This is a genomic window from Ruegeria sp. CDSC025 (genome assembly GCF_059610805.1).
In genome coordinates this window covers 1-20,070 of record NZ_JBXWOJ010000021.1, presented here as the reverse complement: position 1 = coordinate 20,070, position 20,070 = coordinate 1, and the positions used below count along the sequence as shown (strand labels likewise).

Genomic DNA, 20,070 nt, shown 5'->3' with positions numbered 1-20,070 from the left:
TTGCCTGACATTCGCCCGCCGGATAGGCTGAGGACTGAAAGAGATTTTCTGGTGATGCCACAGGAGGGCAACCATATGACGATCCCACATTTCGGTTTTCGAACATTGATATTGGCCGCGTCGATGGCCTTGGTCACAGCCTCAGCAGGTGTGGCGGACGACAAGAAGAAAAAGAAAACGATCGAAGGCGCATTGATCGGGGCGGGCGTCGGCGCTTTGATTGGTGATGGCAAGGGCGCGGCAATCGGCGGCGTGGCCGGAGCCTTTATTGGACATAACTGGAAATGACTGCGATGCGTGTGACCCAAATGAAAACCGCTCTCGCAAGCCTGTGCATGATCGTTCCGGGCATGGCCATCGCCGATGAAACTGCTGAACAAATGGTTCAGGACGCATTGCCCGTCATGTATCATACATGTGCAACGGTGGTTGAAGAGGCGGACGGTGATGAGGCCTATATCTTTGCGGTAGTCGAGAAGATGACAGCACTGTCGATCTATAACCGTCAGATTGATATCAATGATCACGCAAGCACGGACGAGGACAAAGCGAAACTGCGCGAGACCTTCATAGCCGCATTGAGAGAGGGCTGCGCTGAGGACCAGCATGCCCTGTTGGGCGGGGTAGTCGATAATGCGGTGAAGACGACGCTGAGCTTGTGATCGCTCAGTAATGCGGCGGGCGTTCGTCTCCGAGAATGATGCCGCCTGATCCTTCTTGTGCCCGTTCACCTTCGCGGCGCATCAGCACCTCAACCCGGCGGGTCAAGTTGTCGATATCATCCTGCTGCCGCGTGACGATTGTGTTCAGATCTTCGACCGTTCGGGTCAGATGGGCGATTTGCTCTTCCAGATGTTGCATTGGAAACTCCTGTCTCGCGCCGGTCATAACGGCACCGGCTGTGCAAGGCCAGCGAAAGCGCGCCTTGCCCCGAAACGGGCCATGGGATAGACCGCGCGCGGAACACTTAACGCCCAAGGACGCCCCAAATGGCCAAGCCCAAGAAACAGCCCCGCCCCAAGGCCGTAACGCCGAAGGGGTTTCGCGACTATTTTGGCGAGGAAGTCACGCAGCGCACCGAGATGCTGCGGACTATCGCGGGTGTCTATCATCGCTATGGCTTTGATGCTTTGGAGAGCAGCGCGGTCGAAACTGTCGAAGCGCTGGGCAAGTTCCTGCCCGACGTCGACCGCCCGAACGAAGGCGTCTTTGCCTGGCAGGAATTCGATGAGAACGAAAAGGGCGATTGGATGGCCCTGCGCTATGACCTGACCGCGCCTTTGGCCCGTGTCTATGCGCAACACCGCAACGATCTGCCGACACCTTATCGCCGCTATGCGATGGGTCCGGTCTGGCGCAACGAAAAGCCAGGCCCGGGGCGGTATCGCCAGTTTTATCAATGTGATGCGGATACGGTGGGCACGGCCTCGATGGCGGCGGATGCCGAGATTTGCGCCATGTTGTCGGATACGCTGGAAACCGTGGGCATCCCGCGCGGTGACTATCTGGTGCGGGTGAATAATCGCAAGGTACTGAACGGCGTGCTCGAGGCGATGGGTCTGGGCGAAGACGCCGCCGCCCGTGACAGCGTGCTGCGCACCATCGACAAGTTCGATAAGGTGGGCGAAGCAGGCGTGCGCGAATTGCTGACCAAGGGTCGTCTGGACGCGTCAGGTGCCTTCATCGACGGCGTGGGTCTAAGCGATGATCAGGCAGAACCGGTCATCGCCTTCCTGACCTCCAAAGCTGCAGATATCGCAGGAACGCTGGCCAATCTGCGTGCCGCCGTGGGTGACAGCCAAATCGGTGCGGATGGCATTGGCGAACTGGAACAGATCGGGACCTTGCTGGAAGCCGGCGGCTATGGCGCGGATCGGATCGAGATTGACCCATCGGTCGTGCGTGGGTTGGGCTATTACACCGGTCCGGTCTATGAGGCCGAGTTGACCTTTGATATCTTTGACGAGAAAGGCCGCAAGCGGCAGTTCGGCTCTGTCGCAGGCGGTGGGCGCTATGACGATCTGGTCAAGCGTTTCACTGGACAGGAAGTGCCAGCGACCGGTGTCTCCATTGGTGTCGACCGCCTGTTGGCTGCTCTGCGCGAAAAGGGGCGGATCAGCGCACAGGCCAAGGGGCCGGTGGTTGTCACCGTCATGGATCGCGACCGCATGGCGGATTATCAGGCCATGGTGGCCGAGCTGCGCAATGCAGGTATCCGGGCCGAGGTCTATCTGGGGAACCCCAAGAATTTTGGCAACCAGCTGAAATATGCGGACAAGCGGAATTCACCCATTGCGGTCATCGAAGGTGGTGACGAAAAGGCGAACGGGATCGTGCAGATCAAGGACCTGATCCTTGGTGCAAAGATCGCCGAAAGCGCCACGCTTGAGGAATGGAAAGAACGCCCAAGCCAGTTCGAGGTTCCGCGCGGTGATCTGGTTGCCAAGGTGCGCGAAATTCTGGACAATCAGGACTGAGCCATGGCCAACCGTACTCAGATACAGGCGCGCGCCGCGATGATGCGGGTGCGTTTCGAGACCGCAGGTGCCCGGGTTGTTGATCCGCCTCTGTTGCAACCGGCTGAAACGTTGCTGGACCTCTATGGGGAAGACATTCGCGCCCGTGCTTACGTTACCTCGGATGCGCTGCATGGTGAACAAATGCTGCGCCCGGATTTCACGCTGCCGGTGGTGCAGATGCACATGTCCGACGGTGCCGAACCGGCGCGCTATACCTATTCGGGTGAGGTGTTTCGGCGGCAGGAACACGATCCGGATCGCGCGAATGAATATATCCAGGTCGGGTATGAGGTGTTTGATCGCACCGATCCGGCCAGTGCCGATGCCGAAGTGTTTTCGCTGTTCGCGTTGCAACTGCGTGGGTTGCCCCTGCGGGCGGCAACCGGCGATATCGGTATTCTGACCGCTGCTGTCCAGGGGCTGAGGACTTCCGACCGGCGCAAGGCGGCGCTGATGCGCCATCTGTGGCGGCCCCGCCGTTTTCGCGTCTTGCTGGACCGTTTCGCTGGGCGCAAGCCGGGGCCTGAAGGACGCAAGACCTTACTCGAGGCTGCTGACCCTTTGGCAACCGACGCGCCTATGATCGGCAAGCGCCGCGCCTCTGAAATTCAGGCACGGATCGAAGCCCTGCGTGAGGATCGTGATACCCCACCGATTTCCGACAACGAACTGGCCGGGTTGGAAACCCTGCTGAACGTCCGCGAAACCATGCCCTTTGCGCTTGAACAGCTGCGCGACGTGGCGGTGGACTTGCCGCAGATCACCCCGGCGCTGGACCGGCTTGAGGCGCGGATCGCGGCCTTGCAAGCGCGCGGCGTGGATGTGGACAGGTTGGATTTCGAAGCGTCTTATGGCCGGACCTCGATGGAGTATTATGACGGGTTTGTCTTTGGTTTCTACGCCGAGGGCCGGCCGGATTTGCCGCCTATTGCCACTGGGGGGCGCTATGATGCACTGACCCGCCACTTGGGCAAAGGCGCAGAAATCCCCGCAGTTGGCGGCGTGCTGCGCCCGGACCTGATGCTGGAGATAGAGGAGGACGCGCAATGAGCCTGAAACTGGGCGTGCCTTCAAAGGGCCGGTTGATGGAAAAGACCTTTTCGTGGTTCGAAAAGCGCGACATCACCCTGTCTCGCAGTGGGTCGGACCGCGAATATGCCGGTAAGGTGGAAGGGATCGAGGGTGTCTCGCTGATCCTGTTATCGGCGGGGGAAATTCCGCGTGAATTGGCTGCTGGTCGCATTCATCTTGGCGTCACCGGAATTGATCTGGTGCATGAAAAGCTGCCGCGCTGGGAACAGCAGGTCGAAGAAGTATCTCCGCTTGGGTTTGGCAAGGCCGATCTGATCATCGCTACGCCAGCCTGCTGGGTCGACGTGGACACGCTTGATGACCTTGACGCGGCGGCGGCGGCTTTTCGCAAGACCCACGGCCACCGCCTGCGGATTGCCACCAAATACCACCGGTTGGTGCGTGAATTTCTGACAGATGCGGGCGTGGCCGATTATACGCTGGTCGACAGCCAGGGGGCGACCGAAGGCACGGTAATGAATGAAACCGCCGAAGCGATTGCCGATATCACGTCAACGGGGGAAACCCTGCGCGCCAACCATCTGAAAATCCTGACAGACGGGCTGATCCTGCAATCGCAAGCAACCCTATGGCGCAGCCGGGTGGCCAAGTATACGGACGAAGACAAGGATGTTCTGACTGAGGTGCTCGACCGTCTGGCCTGATTACAGCACGCCGATATCCGCCAGCGCGCGGTTTAGATCATCGGGCAGGGCATCGTCCTGCGCACGGGTTTTTGGCAGATCGGCGGGGGTGTCCTCGGGCTTGAGATAACGCCACCCCTGAAAGGGGCGCTTCAGGGCGTTCTGGGTGCGATGAACCTCAGGATCCAGAATAATGGCGCAGCGGCGAATGCCGTCATCCCCGATCACTTCGTCCATTCGTAGGATGCGCTGACGGCATTGCACAACGCCTTTGATCACCCAATAGATTGATCCGCCATTCAGAATCTCTGCCTCGCGTTTGGGCCACATGCGTGTCACGTGGCACGGCAATCCGTCCTCGTACAGAGGCATGCGACTCTCCTGCCATGCGATCAGCGTGTCGACGCTCTCTGATCCGACGGACAGTTTTATGAGGTTTACGTACTTATCCACAGCTTTCCCACAGAGTCGTCCCAAGGCTACCTTTATATTGTAGCCTTCTGCACCGCTTCATCAAGGTGTTGTGGTGAAGGTGCGAATTGGGCTAATCTGGATACCTCTTTCAAGACAGGGAATCACCAATGAGCCGCTTTGCCGCCCCCATCGCCGAGCAGATCTGGGACATGAAATACCGCTTTAAGCAGGCGGATGGAACACCCATCGACCAAACGGTTGAAGACAGCTGGCGCCGTATCGCTCGCGATCTGGCCCGCGTGGAACAGGACCCTGCTCATTGGGAAGACAAGTTCTTTGAGGCGTTGGAGGATTTCAAATATCTGCCCGCCGGACGCATCACCGCCGGTGCGGGCACTGCACGCCGGGTGACCCTGTTCAACTGTTTTGTCATGGGAACCATACCAGACAGCATGGGCGGTATTTTCGATATGTTGAAAGAGGCCGCCCTGACCATGCAGCAGGGTGGGGGGATCGGCTATGATTTCTCAACCATTCGTCCGCGTGGCGCGGATGTACACGGGGTGGCGGCGGACGCCTCGGGGCCGCTGAGCTTTATGGATGTGTGGGACGCGATGTGCCGCACGATCATGTCTGCGGGGTCGCGCCGCGGGGCGATGATGGCGACCATGCGCTGCGATCATCCCGATATCGAACAGTTCATCACCGCCAAATCCGACCCGGCCCGTCTGCGCATGTTCAACATGTCGGTTCTGGTGACAGATCCGTTTATGGAGGCAGTCAAGGCCGATGGCCCGTGGGAACTGGTGTTTGATGGCAAGGTCTATCACACCATACAGGCCCGCGATCTATGGAACAAGATCATGCAGGCCACTTACGACTATGCCGAGCCAGGTGTGATCTTCATCGATCGGATCAATGCGGCCAACAACCTCAGCTATGTCGAGACCATCGCGGCGACGAACCCCTGCGGTGAACAGCCCCTGCCGCCGTATGGCGCCTGTCTGTTGGGCTCGATCAACCTGGCGCGTCTGGTGGCCGGACCGTTCGAGGATGCCGCACATCTCGATGAGGCCGCGCTGCAAGAGCTGGTCGCCACCGCCGTTCGCATGATGGACAATGTGGTCGACGCCTCGAAATTTCCGCTGGCCGAACAAGAGGCCGAGGCGCAAGATAAACGCCGCATTGGTTTGGGTGTCACCGGGCTGGCCGATGCACTGTTGATGCTGGGTCTACGCTATGGCTCTGACGAGGCGGCGCGTCAGACCGAGCGCTGGTTGCACGCAATCGCCCGCGCCGCGTATCTGGCGTCGGTCGATTTGGCAAAGGAAAAGGGGGCGTTTCCCTTGTTCGAAGCCGAGAAGTACCTGGCCAGCGGCACAATGCTGCAGATGGATGACGACGTACGCGATGCGATCCGCGAACACGGCATCCGCAACGCGCTGCTGACGTCGATTGCCCCGACGGGGACGATTTCCCTGTACGCGGGCAACGTCTCTTCGGGGATCGAACCGGTCTTTGCCTATGCGTATACGCGCAAGGTCCTGCAAAAAGATGGCTCACGCACCGAAGAAGAAGTCGTGGATTACGCCGTTCAGATGTGGCGCGACAAGTTTGGTGATAAGGACCTGCCCGACTATTTCGTCAACGCGCAGACGCTGCCTCCGTCTGATCATGTCAAGATGCAGGCGGCGGCACAGAAATGGATCGACAGCTCGATTTCCAAGACGATCAACTGCCCCGAGGATATCAGCTTTGACGCTTTCAAAGATGTCTACATGCAGGCCTGGGATCAGGGCTGCAAAGGGTGCACGACCTATCGCCCCAACGATGTGACGGGGTCGGTTCTGACCGTATCAGAGAGTGCCGACAAAGCTCCTGGAGAAAGTGCGGATGCGCCGCACGAGGTTGATGGCGGTGATGTCATCTATATGTCCGAACCGCTGGACCGCCCACAATCGCTAGAGGGGTCAACATATAAGTTGAAATGGCCCGACAGCGAGCATGCGATTTACCTGACCATAAATGACATTGTCATTGGCGGCCGCCGTCGTCCGTTCGAGGTATTCATCAACTCCAAGAACATGGAGCATTATGCATGGACGCTTGCGCTGACCCGCATGATCTCGGCCGTGTTCCGTCGGGGCGGCGATGTGTCCTTTGTGGTCGAGGAACTCAAGGCGGTGTTCGACCCGCGTGGCGGGGCCTGGGTGAAAGGCAAATACATCCCCTCGATCCTGGCCGCGATTGGCGGAGTGATCGAGCAGCACCTGATCAATATAGGCTTCCTTGAGGGCGAAGGGATGGGGCTGAAATCCGACCCTCAGGCGCAAGTGGTCAACCTCGACGGCCCCCGCGGCAAAGCCTGCCCGTCCTGCGGTCAGTTCGACATGGTGATGATCGAAGGATGCATGACCTGCCGTAGCTGCGGTCACTCTAAATGCGGGTGAGCTGAAGTAGTGGATTCTGTTGTTGGTACACCAAGCAATTGAGACCCAAATCAGCGATTTTTTCGCCCAAAGACAAGGTCTTTGTCGGCCTAGTATCAAAATCCCCTTGTTATCATAGGAGTGGGAAAGCGTTTGATTTTCTTAACAGATGCTTTCTCAGCCAGTATCAATAGTACGAAGGTATTGACGTGCGTCCGGCAATAGGGCTGTTTCATTCTATGACGACATCACAGCATATCTTTCTCATACGATTTCTCTGATCTGCCCCTGTTAGTGCCGACCGTTGGCTGCTTCTCAATTCTACTCTTCTTCGCACGTTGTCGGTCGGTTTTTCTCACTGGATAGATGAGGGAACTGCTATGAAGACCATCAAACTCCTACTCGCCACTGATCCCAATTTTAAAAAAGATGCTCTTACGCATCGGTTCACTGAATATTTGAAGAAATAGCGCAAAACGCGGCTGGCCAGAGAATTCATCGGAGACGATGAACATTCGGTCGATCTCGGCGGAGATGATTTCGATAAAGTTGCTCGCGAACTATCGGATGGTGTCGCGCTAACTTGAGATGACAAGCGGCGCATCAAAAATCTAGTTCAGCGCATCCCAAAACACAGGGCTGAAGCCTCAGGTCTTGAGCATCTTTCGGAGAAAGAAATCTAACGACTGCGCCCACTAATGAATGAGGTTCGCTTGGTGGAGCCGAGAGACGAGCACTGGGTGGACGAGACAGTATCTTCTTTACATGAAGAAATGCCGTGGATGTCTGCCGACACCAATGAGGGCTGGCACGCGTTGCGGCGCATCTCTAGTATCAAAGATACAATCTCGTTGCCGAAGGACAGGTCCGTGTACATATAGTCGGTGAGAAAGCTCCATTTCCCGTTACTGGCGGCAAAGGCTCCCATAAAGGCAAAGTCCAGATTCTCAAGAGCGTCGCCAAACATGAGTGCGCCCTTGATCTGCCCTGAGGGTGTATCGATTGCGGTTTTGGTCTCGGGCGCGAACAGGTAGATCGTTGCCTCGTAGTTCCAGTCAGTATTCTGAGCAGACGCGGGCCCGGATGCCGGCAACTGTCGGCACGATTGCGGTCAAGATCGTTTTCATAGGCAGTGCCTTTTGAGCTAACGTTTCATTGTGTGCAGGGTGGCTTCAGGGATAGCAGAAGCTGAGCAGCTCAGCGGTCCGCTCTGAGGTTCCGGATTCTGGCAAGAGCAGTCACTCGCTATCTCCTTGCGGCGCAGGTTTTCCTTCCAGCTCTGCCTGTGCGGCCAGAAGTGCGGGATGTTCCGGATTGGCTGACAGAGCTTCTGCCACAACCGCGGCGGCAGCAACGCGTCCTTGGGTTGCCGCTGTGATCCTGGCCAGTATCATCCATGCATCCAGCCGTTGCGGATCCAGCCGCACCACCTCGCGGAACGCGGATGTGGCCATGCCCATGTTGCGCATGGTCAGTGCCACACCGCCCAGTTGGAGGTGGGTTTCAGGAAAATCGAGCCGGTTTGCCATGGCATCCTGCCATTCAGCCATGGCGGCTTGCAGCTCTCTGGCGGTTCCGTTCTGGAGGCGGTTCTCCGTATCACCCAGCATCGCGCGGGCAGCGGCCATGCGCACATTGCGAGCAGGGTCGGCAAAGACAGCGGCCAGGCGCTTGCCCCTTTCCTGAAGCGGTGCAAGGCGCTGCAGAGAGGCCGCGGCAGCGCGGACAAGCGGATCCGGGTCCCGCAGCAGGTCCGTCAGCCTAGCGGCGAACAGCGGGTCGTTGGACTGCTCCAGAAGCCAGAGCGCAGTGGCCCGCACGATGCCCGGCTGGCTGGTATTCTGCGCAAGCGCTGTCAAGTCGCCGGCGGCCGCTGCCGCATCGGCACGCCCCCGCGCCAGCACCTCCCCGTAATGTCGGTAACGGTTTCTGTCGTCCGGATACCAAGCGGAAATCTGTGCAGCTGCCCAGGCTGCGTCCTGGCCGCGGTGGCAGGCGGTGCAGGCATCCGGTGCTCCCGTCACCGGCGAAAGATCCGGCCGGGGAATGCGGAAGGAGTGATCGGCGCGCCAGTCGTTGCCCATGTAGACGCGTTCTGGCATGTGGCAGGACTGGCACTTCGCTCCAGCGCTGCTTTCCGGGTGGAAGTGATGTGCAGGGCTGTCGTAGTCTGCTGCTGTGAGTGTTGGGAAGTCCGGATTGCCCGCCGGGCTGTGGCATTGGGTGCAAAGGCCGTTGCCTTCTGCCTTCAGGTCCAGACTGTGTGCGCGGTGGCAATTCAGGCAAGTCACGCCCCGAGCGTGCATCTTAGATTGCAGAAAGGAGCCGTAGACATAGACCTCGTCCTGGATCTGCCCGTCCGCGTGGTAAAGTCCTGGGCGCAAAAGTGCGAGCGTGTAGGCATCATGAAAACGCGTGCCTGGCATCGGGTTGCCGTCCAAGTTGGCTTCGCGTCTGGAATGGCACGTCGCGCATTGTTCGACTGCCTGCCGAGGATCGGCGAAATCCACAGGAAATCCATGGTTTGCGGGCGGCGGTGTCCTTGTCGTTTCCCATGTATCAGCCCAATCAACGTGGTCCTTTCCCGGTCCGTGGCAGGCCTCGCAGCCAACGCCTATTTCGACCTGGGTTGATGCATAGCTTAAACGGCGTGCGTCGTAGTTTTTGCGGAACCCGGTGGCGTGGCACTCCGCACAGCGCGCATTCCAGGTCTTGTAGGGACCCGTCCAATGCAGACCATCCAACGGAGGCAGGGTCTGGTCCGGATAAAGGTGGAACCACTTCCCCTCTTCGGTGTCCCAGACCACGTCAAAACTCTGCAGCTGCCCCGGTTCGGTCTCGAGAAGATATTGCTGCAGCGGTTCGATCCCCGCAACCGAATGCACTTTGTATTCCGCCTGCGATCCATCCTTTTCGATCACCTCGACGTAGTATCCGCCCTCCGCTCCTGTCTGAAACCGGGCGGTCATACCGTCATGGTGAAAGGCCGTTCCGCCGAAGTCACCTGCGACCGTCTCCGGCGACGGCGTTGTCCAGGCCTGAGCGTGATGCGATCCTGCCCAGCCTGCGGCACTGTCCTTATGGCAACCGGTGCAACGATCCGACCCCAAGTAGCCGTCAAGGCTCTGGGCCATCGCTGGCAGACCCAGCAGCAAGAGAAGGATCAAGACTACAATCTGCATTTTCAGAGGGCCATCCGATTTTCTGGGTCGTTCATGCACAGGGATGGTGCAGGGCTTCATTCGCGGCTCGGCCAGATCCGCTCCCAATCACGGGCCATGTCGATTACCAGCCAACCGCGGCTGGCTGCTTCATCAAGTCCGCGTGCAAGCTGCCCGATATGGCTTTCACGGCCGTAAGCGTATTCGCGTTCGCTGTCAGTATGGTGCAGCAGGATGCCCAGCCGCGCACCATCGCCCGCAGTAGTCCACTCAAGCATCTGGAAATCTCCATCGGAATTTCCCACTGCGATCACCGGCCGGCGCCCGATGCGGGCCTCGATAGCAACGGGCTTACCTGCCTTGTCGTCGATGAAGAATAAACCGGGGTCCTTCATCACCCGCGGCGGTCCGTCCCCGGCGGAATAACTGCCATTTCCGATGGACCCGATGACCTGCTCGGGCGGAATGTTATAGGCGCTTTCAGAGAACACCCGGATGAAATGCAGGCCGCCGCCTGAGGCAATGTAAGTACGGAAGCCTTCATCGCGCAGATAGGTCAAGAGCTCCAGCATGGGTTGATAAACCATTTGGTCATAGGCCAGGCCTGTGCCGGAATGCCTGGCCGTGTCCAGCCAGCTGCGCACGGCCGCCTGGAACTCGTCCACCGTCAGGCCGGAGTGGGTGGTGGAGACGATTTCCAACAGTCCCTCAGTGCCCGAAGCGGCCACTGTCTCCATGTCGCCTTCGACTGCGGCCTGCAGCACGTCAGACGTGAGCACCCCGGGATCAGCAGCGGCCATTTCTTTCAATCGGTCAATGGCAAATAGCAGTTGAAAGTAGACCGGCTGTTCTGCCCAAAGCGTGCCGTCATTGTCGAAGGTCGCAATACGCGCGGCCGGGGTGACATAATCAGGTGAATCCGGGTCCGTTATGCCTTCGACAAACGCAATGATCCGATCCTTGGTGGCCGTATCCGTCCAAGACGGCAAAGGGTCAGCGAGCGGAGCTGATGCAAACAGAATTGTCAAAGGAATTGAAATTAGCAGAGCACGCATAGGGACAACCTCCGCAAGTGCAGGGAAAGGGATGCCGAGGCAACCGGAAAATTAGGCGCCCCGACGGAATACTCCGTCGGGACGAAGTGGGATGAGTCTACTGCGAGCCGCCCGGCTGCGACAGCTTCTCCATTACCTTGTCGAGGCTGAACGAAGCCGCCTCCTGCCGCGGTGGGTATTCTTCGAAGGTTGCCAGGAACTGCCCAACATAAGCCTGGGCCGGCACCAGCATGAAGGCATGGTCGAGCAGCCAGTCGTAATAGGTGTTCGACGTCCGGTAACCGCGTTCATAAGGGTCGCGGCGCAGGTTGAAGATCAGCGGCACGCGCAGCGGCGTCAGCGGCTCCATCCAGGCCCGGAGAGTTCCCCAGGCCTTCTGCTCGAGGAAGGTGATCTTCCAGTTGTTGAGCCGGATCGCCGCGAGGTCGCCGTCGTCAGTGAAGTAGAAGATCTCATTACGCGGGCTCTTGTCCGTGTCACCCTTGAGCATCGGCAATAGGTTGTAGCCGTCGAGATGGACGCGATACTCGCGGCCTGCCATTTCCGGAACTGTGATGCCTTCGAGCAAATCTTCCTTGATGGTTTCATTGCCTGCAGCGGCGAGGAATGTTGGCAGCCAATCCATGTGATGCACGATCTCGTTCGAGATCGTTCCGGGCGCGATATTACTGGGCCAGCGGACCATAGCAGGCACCCGCCAGGCGCCTTCCCACTGGGTGTTCTTCTCGCCCCAGAACGGGGTCATTCCGGCATCCGGCCATGTGTTCATATGGACGCCGTTATCAGTGGAATAGAACACGATGGTATTATCGGCGATGCCGAGCTCGTCAAGCTTTTCGAGGAACTTGCCGATATCCATGTCGTGTTCGATCATGCCGGCAGTGTATTCGTCAGCTTTTTCGCCATTGTATAGCTCATCCGCGAGCGCGCGGTTCTCTTCGCTGACGTGGGTACGGAAATGCATCCGTGTGCCGCTCCACCACAGGAACCACGGGGTGCCGGCGTTGGTCTGTTCTTCCATCCAGGCAATTGCAGCATCTGATGTCTCGTCGTCCACAATCTCCATCCGCTTCCGGGTCAGTGCCCCGGTATCCTCGATATTCTGGGTGATTTCATTTTCGCCGTAGGTCGCGGTCACGTTCAAAACACCACGCGGACCGAACCGTTCAAGGAACGTCGTGCCGTCTGCCAACACCATATCCTTCGGGTAGTCCTCGTTTTCCGGCTCTTCTTCGGCGTTCAGATGGTAGAGATTTCCGAAAAACACATCGAAACCGTGGTTCGTCGGAAGGTGTTCATCCCGGTCTCCCAGATGGTTCTTGCCGAATTGACCGGTGGCATAGCCTTCGGCTTTGAGGAGGCCGGCAATGGTGGGATCTTCGATCTGCATACCTTCCTTGGCACCGGGCAGGCCGACCTTGGAAAGGCCGGTGCGGAAGACCGACTGGCCCATGATAAAGGATGACCGGCCAGCCGTGCAGGATTGTTCACCGTAGTAGTCGGTGAAGATCATACCTTCTTTGGCAACCCGGTCGATATTCGGCGTTTGATAACCCATCAACCCCATTGTGTATGCGGAGATATTGGACTGGCCGATGTCGTCGCCCCAAATGACGAGAACGTTCGGCTTGCCGCCCGCGCTGCCTTCCTGGGCAAGCGCCGGCGCAATCCCAATGCTTAAAATCAGGAACCCGGCCGCGACGGCCCTATTCAAATACGAAACTGGCATAATCGGTCACTCCCTCACATTCGCTAACAGTGAAACTTGAGTTGGTCGCAGACAAGCACCAAGCGAGAGACTTTGTCCGCCCGTAGAACATTTCGAGTGGGATCAACTATCCATAAGTTGAATGTATGGCGCAACACTTTCTTTTTTTTGGGCAATCTTTCGGTTGTCGGCCATTGTGTCTAGGCCGTTGCGGACCGGCACGTCATCAGGAACTGCCATGGCCTGCAAGCGGAGTCCTTGGCGCACGAGCCGGAGGCCCACGCGCACTGCAGGCTTTCCGGTCATCTTTGTCGATGAAGGTCAGGACACAGACCCGGCCTTTGTGGATGCGCTCCGCGAAGTGGCGCAGGCGGTTTCACTAGGCTTCTGTCTCGGCTTCTTCGGCGATCCGGAGCAGAAAATTTACATGCAAGGTGCCGGGCAAATTCCGCCTGAAGAGGGATGGGAGATGTCTGACGTCAGCGCCAACCTGACGTTGACGTATTACAATATCATCGAATGCTGCGTTTGCTTCGATGGCCGCTATGAGCCGATTGTGTTGAAAAACTCGAGTATCTGACGGCTGCATTTGCGTCGCCGCTGGCGACATACACGCCTCCCAAAGCAATGTGCCCGCACGCAAAATCCCTGTCGAGCGTCATCCGAATGCCGTGACGGGCGACTAAACTTCTGAAAGTGGCGCATCCTTCCAGTAGCCCGAATGGCAGATTTCGGGATCAGCCGAGAAGATCGAACCTTTGGCTCAACTGCAGCTTTGGGCCGTTACTTTGTCGATGGAACCATCCAAAGAACGATGCAATGTCTGGCTGCGTGTCCGGCTAACCAACTTTTACGACCATCTTTCCAAAGTTACCGCCGGCCAGCAGTTGATTGAATGCTTCCGGAGCATTTTCAAGCCCCTCAACCACATGTTCCTTGTAGCTTATTGAACCGTTTTTGAGCCAAGCCGTCATATCGCGGACAAACTCCTGATACACGTCGGCACCAAAGTTGTCGAAGATTATGAAACCCTGCATTCTGACTTTCATCCGCAGGATCGTGCCCATGATCGCAGGGCCCATATCCGGGCCGTCCGGTAGGCCGGGCAGGTTGTACCAGGATACAATCCCGCAGACGGGCACCCGTGCAAACGGGTTCAAGAGCGGCAATACGGCATAGAGAACTTTGCCGCCAACGTTTTCGAAATACACGTCAATTCCACTTGGACAAGCCTCGCGCAGTTGCGCTGCCAGATCATCAGATCGATGGTCCAAACATGCGTCAAATCCAAGGTTTTCGACTACATGAGCACATTTTTCAGAACCGCCTGCGATGCCCACTACGCGACATCCTTTTAGCTTTGCGATCTGACCGACTGTTGCGCCTACCGGGCCGGCTGCGGCAGCCACAACAACTGTTTCACCGGCTTTTGGCTCCCCGATTTTCAGAAGCCCGGCATAAGCCGTGTAGCCTGGCATTCCGAGAATTCCGAGCGACCAAGACGGGTTGTCCGGAGATTTACCCAACTTAACGACCTGCGTTCCGTCTGAGACAGCAAAATCCTGCCACCCGCTTGTATTGAGCACATACTCTCCGACTTCGTATCCTTCGATGTTGGATTTGACCACCTGCCCGACGACCTGCGCCGTCATAACACCGCCAATCGGAACGGGTTCGGCATAGGATTTAGCGTCATTCATTCGGCCACGCATGTAAGGATCCAACGACAGGTACACCGTACGTACCAGCATTTCGTCTGGTCCAGGTTCAGGAACGCTCGTGGTTTCCAGGCGCAATGTATTCTCGTCCGGTTGTCCGGTTGGGCGATTGGCGAGAACAATACGACGATTGGTGGCGGATGCTTGGGGCATTGTGACCTCTCATAAGACGGCTTTCTTGCAACAGAGACCAAATTCCGCTGCAGAGCAACACGACAGCACCGACGAGTTCGAAAAACCTATAGACGTGGCCCAATCACGCACGATCTGCGCATTGAAATGCCCAAACGCTCATGGAAACGCCCTGCTAAAAAGTAATCAAACCCGACCTTAGGTTCGTCTTCCATTCACCTCTCGACTGAGGTTCTGGTTCCTTCATGAATCTCGAAGTGGAGGGGTCTCTGAGTCTTGCTTTGCAGGTCTGAAGCTTGCTCATGGATCTGACCAGAAGCCATGACATCATAGACTTCAATCGTGACCAAGCCATAGCCGCACAATTTACTGTCGATGGCCATATCGAAGAGAGCGAGATCGCGATGGTTAGCTGCGAGCGGACGCAGTGTCTCAAATGCAGTGCGAGAGGAGAATCTGGTGTTGCTGTTCAGCGGAAGGGGTAACCATTCATGCAGACCGTAGCGGCGATTAGTGGTCGAATTTACAGATCGCAGGACAAAGCCAACTGTTGTCTCTATTGACCAAATGACTGGTTTTGGCCCAAGCAGTTAGGTCAGACCTGTGGGCTTTTCCGAATGCCATTATCCGTTGCTTTGTATCAAAAGCAATTCTCGCAATAGCGATGGCTGGCCAATAATCACCAAGTAATCCGTATTGGCGACATCGCCCAGACCATTGTGGCCTCATTGTCAGTCCGGTTGCGGAACCGATGCGCGATCATTGAAGGGTAGGAAAAGCTGTCGCCTTTGCGAAGAACTATGATTTCTTCACCAAGGCGCAGCTCCACTTCGCCACTCAAGACGATCGCATGTTGCTCGCCCTCGAAGGAATAGCCTTCCTGGGGTTCGGGCGGTGTACCGGCCCCTGGGCGGAACCGGGACAGGATCAGATAGCATTGTCCGGATAGTGTGCTGGATAGCAGTTCGTCTTCGAATCCCAACTCCTGGGTTGTTCGCGTGTACATGTTGGAAAGCGCCCTGCGATTTTCTTTGCGTACGACGTGTTTGCGCTCCAATGGTCCGGCACCCGATTGCTTGGGAAAGAACCAGTTGGGATCGACCGAGAGCGCTTCACTGATCTCTCGCAGAAGCTCCGCCGATGTTTTTGCTGATCCCAGCTCGATCCGGCTCAGATACGCCGTCGAGCAGGATACCGTTTCCGAAAGGTCTTGTAACGTCAGGCCACGCGCCTTGCGCACTTCGCGGATTTCGCTGCCAAGCCGTTGAGTGTCAGTATCAGTAACGTTGCTATTCATGCATTCGGGATAAGAGATTTTTGTTGATTTTTCGAGCAAAATTCAACTTAGTTGAAAAATGAGTAAAAATTCAACTTACCACATCTGTCCGGGAGCTCGCTATGCGCTTTGATTTGATTGCCAATTTCAGTCCTGGTGAGACGATTCCCTGGACCCGGACATTGGAGATGATCCTCGAACAATGTTCGCTGGCAGAGCAGGCTGGATTCACGACCGCCTGGTTCACAGAACATCACTTTGCCCATAACGGCTATATGAACGCGCCGCCCAACCCGATCCAGATGGGTACGCATGTGGCTGCTCATTGCACAAAACTGCGGGTTGGAACGGCGCCCATCATCTTGCCGGACTGGCACCCATTGCGCGTGGCCGAAGACGCGGCGATGCTGGATAACATGTCGCTGGGCCGGTTCGATTTTGGTGTCGCCAAGGGCATCAATGAGCGCTCGACCATCCAGTTCAACACGGATGCGGATCGGCGCGACAACGCCAAGGTGATGCGCCTCTATCAAGAGAGCCTGGATATTATTCTGAAGGCGTGGACCAACGACGCCTTCACCCATCAAGGTGAGTTCTATGAGTTCCCAGTTCCAGGCTGGAAAGAAACCAACCGTTTTTTTGAACCGCTGGACCCGCGCTATCACGACGAGAATGGCGAGTACAAAGCGATATACGTGCATCCACGCCCGTATTCTGATCCGCACCCTCCGGTCTGGCTCATGTCGAATGCGCCTCCTACATTCAAGCTTGCTGGTGAAAAAGGGTGGGGTGTGATCTCGATGGCCGCTGGACCCAAGGCGACACTGGCCTGCTGGGAACCCTACCGCGAGGCGCTGTCCAAACGTGAAGGGCGCGATGTGAAACCAGGAGAAGGCGTTGGCGTCTGCACGGCCTTCTATGTCGGTGAAAGCATGGAGGAGGCGGTGAACACCATTCGTGGCCCGATCAATGCCTATTACGAATTCCTCGGCGGGTCGCGCCCCAAGGGCGAGTGGACAAAACATGGCTATCTTGATGTCGGCGAAGAGATGACTTCTGAGGACGAAGAGATGGATTGGTTCGATTTCCTCAATAAACGCGGGATCATTGTGGTTGGTGACGCCGAATATGTAGCGGATCGTTTTGCCGAGCGGCAGGAAACCATCGGCCTCGACCACCTCATGTTGATGCAGCAATACACTGGCGTTCCCTATGAGAAAATCCTGTCCAGTTGGCATCGACTGTTTGAGCATGTCGTTCCAAAATTCGGGACACAATCCATCGCGCAGAAAAGGATGTTGGAACATGCTTGAAATTTGGGGGCGGCCCTATTCATCAAACGTTATTCCGGTGATTTGGACAGCCAATGAGTTGGGATTGGACTATACGCTGCAACTGGCCGGGGGCAGCTTTGGCAAGCTCGACACTGATATGTACGCGCAGATCAATCCCAACAAAATGATCCCGGCGATCCGCGATGGGGATTTCGCGCTTTGGGAAAGCCTCGCCATTGTGCGGTATCTCTGCGACCGGTACGGCGCGGGAACGTTTAGCCCCTCTGACCTACAGACCCGCGCCATCGCGGATCAATGGATGGAGTGGTCCGCCAGCCGTGCCTTCGGGCCGGTGATTTACCTGTTTTTTGCAACTGTGCGCACCCGATCCGACCAACGGGACCCGGAACAGATCGCCAAACTTCGCGATGAGGTGCATGAAGCGCTGACCATTCTGGATCAGCACCTTGCGGATAAGGCCTATGTCTGTGGCGACAGCTTTACCATGGCGGATATTCCGCTGGGTTGCGTGGCGTATCGCTATTTCAATGTCGAGGTCGACCGCCCACCGTTGCCCAATGTCGAAGCGTGGTACGAACGATTGGCGGAACGCCCCGCATACCGGGGTCACGTCATGCGTCATTTCGGCACAAACCCGGATGAGTGGGCCGCCCTTGAAAAGGCCTGTGTCAGTGAAGGAGTTCTGTGATGGACTTGCGTGACTTTCGCCGTGCGCTTGGCGCTTTTCCGACAGGGGTCACAATCGTGGCCACTTATGACCCCGAGGGCATGCCATGGGGCCTGACCGCCAACTCCTTCACCTCGGTCTCACTCGAACCGCCTGTGATCTCTGTCTGTGTCGCAAAATCGGGTCGCGTGTTCCCGACGCTGTCCAGGTCAGATCATTTCGCGGTCAACATCCTGTCCGCGGATCAGAAAGCTTTGGCGTTGCATTTTGCCAGCAATGTGGAAAACCGGTTTGCCGATACGGAATGGACTCCTGGGACCAAGACGCCTTTGGTCCCCGGTGCATCTACGCATCTGGAATGCACCGTGCACAACCGGGTTGATGCGGGTGATCATGAAATCCTCTTGGGACGTGTCGCGAACTATGCCCATGCACCCGTTCCTCCGCTGGTCTTTTGTCGCGGTGCGTTCTTTTCCGCGCCCCAATCGGAGGCAGTATCATGAGTGATCACCTAACTTTCCACACCCGGTTCAGCCCTGACGAATTCGACGCGCAGTACAATTTGCGGGCTGGGCGGCCGGACTATGAAGTGACCGTCATTCCCGGGTGGAGCCGCGACAGCGCGCACGCGCGTGCAACATCCGATTGCAGCCTAGATATCCGCTATGGAGAAGGCGAAAAACAAAAGCTGGATGTCTTCCGCTGCGCGGATACCGCCGCACCGACATTGGTCTATTTCCACGGCGGCTATTGGCAGCGTGGCGACAAATCGATCTACAGCTTTATTGCGCCGCCGTTTGTTGAGGCGGGGTTCAATGTTGTTGTCATCGGATACGATCTTTGCCCGTCTGTGACCATCACGAGAATTTCAGAAGAAGCGCGTGAGGCCATGTCCTTTGTCTGGCGCAACGCGGGCGCATTGGGCCTCAATCCAGACCGTCTCTGCGTTATGGGTCATTCCGCTGGCGGTCATATTACCCAGATGATGATGGCGACCGATTGGCCGGCATTTAACGATGACTTGCCCGCAGACCTGATTAAATCTGGCATTCCGGTCTCACCGCTCAGCTATCTTGAGCCGGTCCGCCTGACCGAGGCTTTGAATGCGGGCATCCGAATGGATCCGGCAGAAGCCCAGGCCGAAAGCCCGATGACCAAGCACCCACCGGGTACCAATGCCCCTCAGCTGGTCGTCGTCGGCGGCGCAGAAACCGACGAGTTCCACAGGCAGGCACAAATGTATGTCGAAAAATACGAAACAGCAGACCGCAAGATGGGTCTCTATTTCGTGCCCGATGTGGATCACTTTGACGAACTGAATGTGCTGGTCGACCCGGCGAGCCCCTTCTTCAAACACACTTGCGATATGCTTCAAGGAAAAGGACCGAAATCATGACCGCTTTGACCCGAGACCTAGTCGACTCTGTCGGTGACGCGTTTAACGCCAATGACATCGATGCCGTAATGAGACACTTCGCAACCGACGCTACATTTGATCACGCTGTTGGCCCCGAAGAACATGGCGTGCGTCTGGAAGGAGCCGAAACCATTCGTGGTGCTTTTGCAGCCCTGTTCGAAAAGGTCGCGAACGTGCATTGGGAAACGCTCGACTGCGCTATTTCCGGCAACAAGGCTTATTGCGAATATCGCCGTACAGCCGTGCACAAGGATGGTTCAAAAGAAGAGTTTCTAAGCGTTGACATCCTGACCTACCGAGACGGGCTGATTGTCCATAAAGACACGTATTACAAGCAACGTACAAGCTGACCCGACAGCCTTTGATGCAGCCAAGCACGCAGCAGTTTTGTAAGAGGGAACCTATCTCGCTTTGACAAACCGCTGCGTCGGCAATCAAGTTCCGTTTCGCGCAATCCGTTATTGCGTAATGAAAAGATGCGAAAACATCTAGGGTCAGGACCCATTGATTTCCGTTTTGCGGCGTGATTCACGGTTCAAAAACGAGCGGTGAACATGTCTGATC

General features: G+C 57.0%; 20 protein-coding genes. 12 read left to right on the top strand and 8 right to left on the bottom strand.

Features of this window, described 5'->3' with window-relative positions; all coding sequences use genetic code 11:
- Window positions 1-75: 75 nt before the first annotated feature.
- Together AC2FH8_RS19620 and AC2FH8_RS19615 are read left to right on the top strand one after the other, a co-directional pair.
- The gene (locus tag AC2FH8_RS19620; protein WP_496690535.1) at window positions 76-288 is read left to right on the top strand and encodes a YMGG-like glycine zipper-containing protein; all 213 of its coding nucleotides are present in this window, start codon (window positions 76-78) and stop codon (window positions 286-288) included.
- Window positions 289-308: 20 nt separating this feature from the next.
- Complete coding sequence (locus AC2FH8_RS19615) at window positions 309-662, top strand: hypothetical protein (RefSeq protein ID WP_496690534.1); 354 nt, start codon at window positions 309-311, stop codon at window positions 660-662.
- 4 nt (window positions 663-666) lie between these two features.
- Here AC2FH8_RS19615 and AC2FH8_RS19610 read toward each other — a convergent pair whose 3' ends face one another.
- Window positions 667-861: a SlyX family protein gene (locus AC2FH8_RS19610; RefSeq protein ID WP_496690533.1), complete on the bottom strand. Its 195-nt coding sequence runs from the start codon at window positions 859-861 to the stop codon at window positions 667-669.
- A 128-nt stretch (window positions 862-989) separates the two neighbouring features.
- Here AC2FH8_RS19610 and hisS point away from each other — a divergent pair, with 128 nt between their 5' ends.
- From hisS to hisG, 3 genes are read left to right on the top strand one after another with little or no spacing between them, the layout of a single operon-like run.
- Window positions 990-2,477: a histidine--tRNA ligase gene (hisS, locus tag AC2FH8_RS19605; RefSeq protein ID WP_496690532.1), complete on the top strand. Its 1,488-nt coding sequence runs from the start codon at window positions 990-992 to the stop codon at window positions 2,475-2,477.
- Between the two features lie 3 nt (window positions 2,478-2,480).
- A complete protein-coding gene (locus AC2FH8_RS19600; RefSeq protein WP_496690531.1) occupies window positions 2,481-3,569 on the top strand; it encodes an ATP phosphoribosyltransferase regulatory subunit in 1,089 nt (362 codons plus the stop codon).
- Entirely contained in the window at window positions 3,566-4,255 is a 690-nt protein-coding gene (gene hisG, locus AC2FH8_RS19595; RefSeq protein WP_496679372.1) for an ATP phosphoribosyltransferase, read from the top strand. Before AC2FH8_RS19600 ends, hisG begins: the two co-directional genes overlap by 4 nt.
- Here the strand turns inward: hisG and AC2FH8_RS19590 are convergent, their stop codons facing one another.
- Window positions 4,256-4,687 carry a DUF1489 family protein gene (locus AC2FH8_RS19590; protein WP_496690530.1) on the bottom strand — a complete coding sequence of 144 codons (432 nt, stop codon included), beginning with the start codon at window positions 4,685-4,687 and terminating at the stop codon, window positions 4,256-4,258.
- A 128-nt stretch (window positions 4,688-4,815) separates the two neighbouring features.
- On the opposite strand from AC2FH8_RS19590, the gene AC2FH8_RS19585 reads away from it, so the two are divergent.
- Window positions 4,816-7,098, top strand: coding sequence for an adenosylcobalamin-dependent ribonucleoside-diphosphate reductase (locus tag AC2FH8_RS19585; RefSeq protein ID WP_142638886.1), 2,283 nt, complete (start codon window positions 4,816-4,818; stop codon window positions 7,096-7,098).
- A gap of 658 nt (window positions 7,099-7,756) precedes the next feature.
- On the opposite strand, the gene AC2FH8_RS19580 is transcribed toward AC2FH8_RS19585, so the two are convergent.
- From AC2FH8_RS19580 to AC2FH8_RS19565, 4 genes are all read right to left on the bottom strand, one after another.
- Window positions 7,757-8,044: a hypothetical protein gene (locus tag AC2FH8_RS19580; RefSeq protein ID WP_185956726.1), complete on the bottom strand. Its 288-nt coding sequence runs from the start codon at window positions 8,042-8,044 to the stop codon at window positions 7,757-7,759.
- Between the two features lie 271 nt (window positions 8,045-8,315).
- Complete coding sequence (locus AC2FH8_RS19575) at window positions 8,316-10,259, bottom strand: multiheme c-type cytochrome (RefSeq protein ID WP_496690529.1); 1,944 nt, start codon at window positions 10,257-10,259, stop codon at window positions 8,316-8,318.
- A gap of 56 nt (window positions 10,260-10,315) precedes the next feature.
- Window positions 10,316-11,293: an HAD family hydrolase gene (locus AC2FH8_RS19570; protein WP_281996096.1), complete on the bottom strand. Its 978-nt coding sequence runs from the start codon at window positions 11,291-11,293 to the stop codon at window positions 10,316-10,318.
- A 97-nt stretch (window positions 11,294-11,390) separates the two neighbouring features.
- The gene (locus AC2FH8_RS19565) at window positions 11,391-13,022 is read right to left on the bottom strand and encodes an arylsulfatase (RefSeq protein ID WP_496690528.1); all 1,632 of its coding nucleotides are present in this window, start codon (window positions 13,020-13,022) and stop codon (window positions 11,391-11,393) included.
- A 217-nt stretch (window positions 13,023-13,239) separates the two neighbouring features.
- On the opposite strand from AC2FH8_RS19565, the gene AC2FH8_RS19560 reads away from it, so the two are divergent.
- Window positions 13,240-13,581, top strand: a complete 342-nt coding sequence (locus AC2FH8_RS19560; protein WP_271952627.1) for a UvrD-helicase domain-containing protein — start codon at window positions 13,240-13,242, stop codon at window positions 13,579-13,581.
- 259 nt (window positions 13,582-13,840) lie between these two features.
- Here the strand turns inward: AC2FH8_RS19560 and curA are convergent, their stop codons facing one another.
- Both curA and AC2FH8_RS19550 read right to left on the bottom strand, forming a co-directional pair.
- The gene (curA, locus tag AC2FH8_RS19555) at window positions 13,841-14,872 is read right to left on the bottom strand and encodes an NADPH-dependent curcumin/dihydrocurcumin reductase (protein ID WP_281973653.1); all 1,032 of its coding nucleotides are present in this window, start codon (window positions 14,870-14,872) and stop codon (window positions 13,841-13,843) included.
- Between the two features lie 658 nt (window positions 14,873-15,530).
- Window positions 15,531-16,148, bottom strand: coding sequence for a helix-turn-helix domain-containing protein (locus AC2FH8_RS19550; protein WP_496690527.1), 618 nt, complete (start codon window positions 16,146-16,148; stop codon window positions 15,531-15,533).
- 101 nt (window positions 16,149-16,249) lie between these two features.
- Between AC2FH8_RS19550 and AC2FH8_RS19545 the strand changes: the two genes are divergently transcribed.
- From AC2FH8_RS19545 to AC2FH8_RS19525, 5 genes are read left to right on the top strand one after another with little or no spacing between them, the layout of a single operon-like run.
- The gene (locus AC2FH8_RS19545; protein WP_496690526.1) at window positions 16,250-17,440 is read left to right on the top strand and encodes an LLM class flavin-dependent oxidoreductase; all 1,191 of its coding nucleotides are present in this window, start codon (window positions 16,250-16,252) and stop codon (window positions 17,438-17,440) included.
- Entirely contained in the window at window positions 17,433-18,110 is a 678-nt protein-coding gene (locus tag AC2FH8_RS19540; protein ID WP_496690525.1) for a glutathione S-transferase family protein, read from the top strand. Before AC2FH8_RS19545 ends, AC2FH8_RS19540 begins: the two co-directional genes overlap by 8 nt.
- The gene (locus AC2FH8_RS19535; protein WP_496690524.1) at window positions 18,110-18,592 is read left to right on the top strand and encodes a flavin reductase family protein; all 483 of its coding nucleotides are present in this window, start codon (window positions 18,110-18,112) and stop codon (window positions 18,590-18,592) included. The genes AC2FH8_RS19540 and AC2FH8_RS19535 overlap by 1 nt, the downstream gene beginning before the upstream one ends.
- On the top strand, window positions 18,589-19,485 hold the full coding sequence (locus AC2FH8_RS19530; protein ID WP_496690523.1) for an alpha/beta hydrolase: 897 nt from the start codon (window positions 18,589-18,591) through the stop codon (window positions 19,483-19,485). Before AC2FH8_RS19535 ends, AC2FH8_RS19530 begins: the two co-directional genes overlap by 4 nt.
- Window positions 19,482-19,856, top strand: coding sequence for a nuclear transport factor 2 family protein (locus tag AC2FH8_RS19525; RefSeq protein ID WP_271952617.1), 375 nt, complete (start codon window positions 19,482-19,484; stop codon window positions 19,854-19,856). Before AC2FH8_RS19530 ends, AC2FH8_RS19525 begins: the two co-directional genes overlap by 4 nt.
- Window positions 19,857-20,070: the final 214 nt, after the last annotated feature.

Coding starts and splice junctions, on each gene's coding strand:
- AC2FH8_RS19620 (WP_496690535.1), top strand. CDS start 76: ATGACGATCCCACATTTCGGTTTTCGAACATTGATATTGGCCGCGTCG.
- AC2FH8_RS19615 (WP_496690534.1), top strand. CDS start 309: ATGAAAACCGCTCTCGCAAGCCTGTGCATGATCGTTCCGGGCATGGCC.
- AC2FH8_RS19610 (WP_496690533.1), bottom strand. CDS start 861: ATGCAACATCTGGAAGAGCAAATCGCCCATCTGACCCGAACGGTCGAA.
- hisS (WP_496690532.1), top strand. CDS start 990: ATGGCCAAGCCCAAGAAACAGCCCCGCCCCAAGGCCGTAACGCCGAAG.
- AC2FH8_RS19600 (WP_496690531.1), top strand. CDS start 2,481: ATGGCCAACCGTACTCAGATACAGGCGCGCGCCGCGATGATGCGGGTG.
- hisG (WP_496679372.1), top strand. CDS start 3,566: ATGAGCCTGAAACTGGGCGTGCCTTCAAAGGGCCGGTTGATGGAAAAG.
- AC2FH8_RS19585 (WP_142638886.1), top strand. CDS start 4,816: ATGAGCCGCTTTGCCGCCCCCATCGCCGAGCAGATCTGGGACATGAAA.
- AC2FH8_RS19580 (WP_185956726.1), bottom strand. CDS start 8,044: ATGTTTGGCGACGCTCTTGAGAATCTGGACTTTGCCTTTATGGGAGCC.
- AC2FH8_RS19575 (WP_496690529.1), bottom strand. CDS start 10,259: ATGCAGATTGTAGTCTTGATCCTTCTCTTGCTGCTGGGTCTGCCAGCG.
- AC2FH8_RS19570 (WP_281996096.1), bottom strand. CDS start 11,293: ATGCGTGCTCTGCTAATTTCAATTCCTTTGACAATTCTGTTTGCATCA.
- AC2FH8_RS19565 (WP_496690528.1), bottom strand. CDS start 13,022: ATGCCAGTTTCGTATTTGAATAGGGCCGTCGCGGCCGGGTTCCTGATT.
- AC2FH8_RS19560 (WP_271952627.1), top strand. CDS start 13,240: ATGGCCTGCAAGCGGAGTCCTTGGCGCACGAGCCGGAGGCCCACGCGC.
- curA (WP_281973653.1), bottom strand. CDS start 14,872: ATGCCCCAAGCATCCGCCACCAATCGTCGTATTGTTCTCGCCAATCGC.
- AC2FH8_RS19550 (WP_496690527.1), bottom strand. CDS start 16,148: ATGAATAGCAACGTTACTGATACTGACACTCAACGGCTTGGCAGCGAA.
- AC2FH8_RS19545 (WP_496690526.1), top strand. CDS start 16,250: ATGCGCTTTGATTTGATTGCCAATTTCAGTCCTGGTGAGACGATTCCC.
- AC2FH8_RS19540 (WP_496690525.1), top strand. CDS start 17,433: ATGCTTGAAATTTGGGGGCGGCCCTATTCATCAAACGTTATTCCGGTG.
- AC2FH8_RS19535 (WP_496690524.1), top strand. CDS start 18,110: ATGGACTTGCGTGACTTTCGCCGTGCGCTTGGCGCTTTTCCGACAGGG.
- AC2FH8_RS19530 (WP_496690523.1), top strand. CDS start 18,589: ATGAGTGATCACCTAACTTTCCACACCCGGTTCAGCCCTGACGAATTC.
- AC2FH8_RS19525 (WP_271952617.1), top strand. CDS start 19,482: ATGACCGCTTTGACCCGAGACCTAGTCGACTCTGTCGGTGACGCGTTT.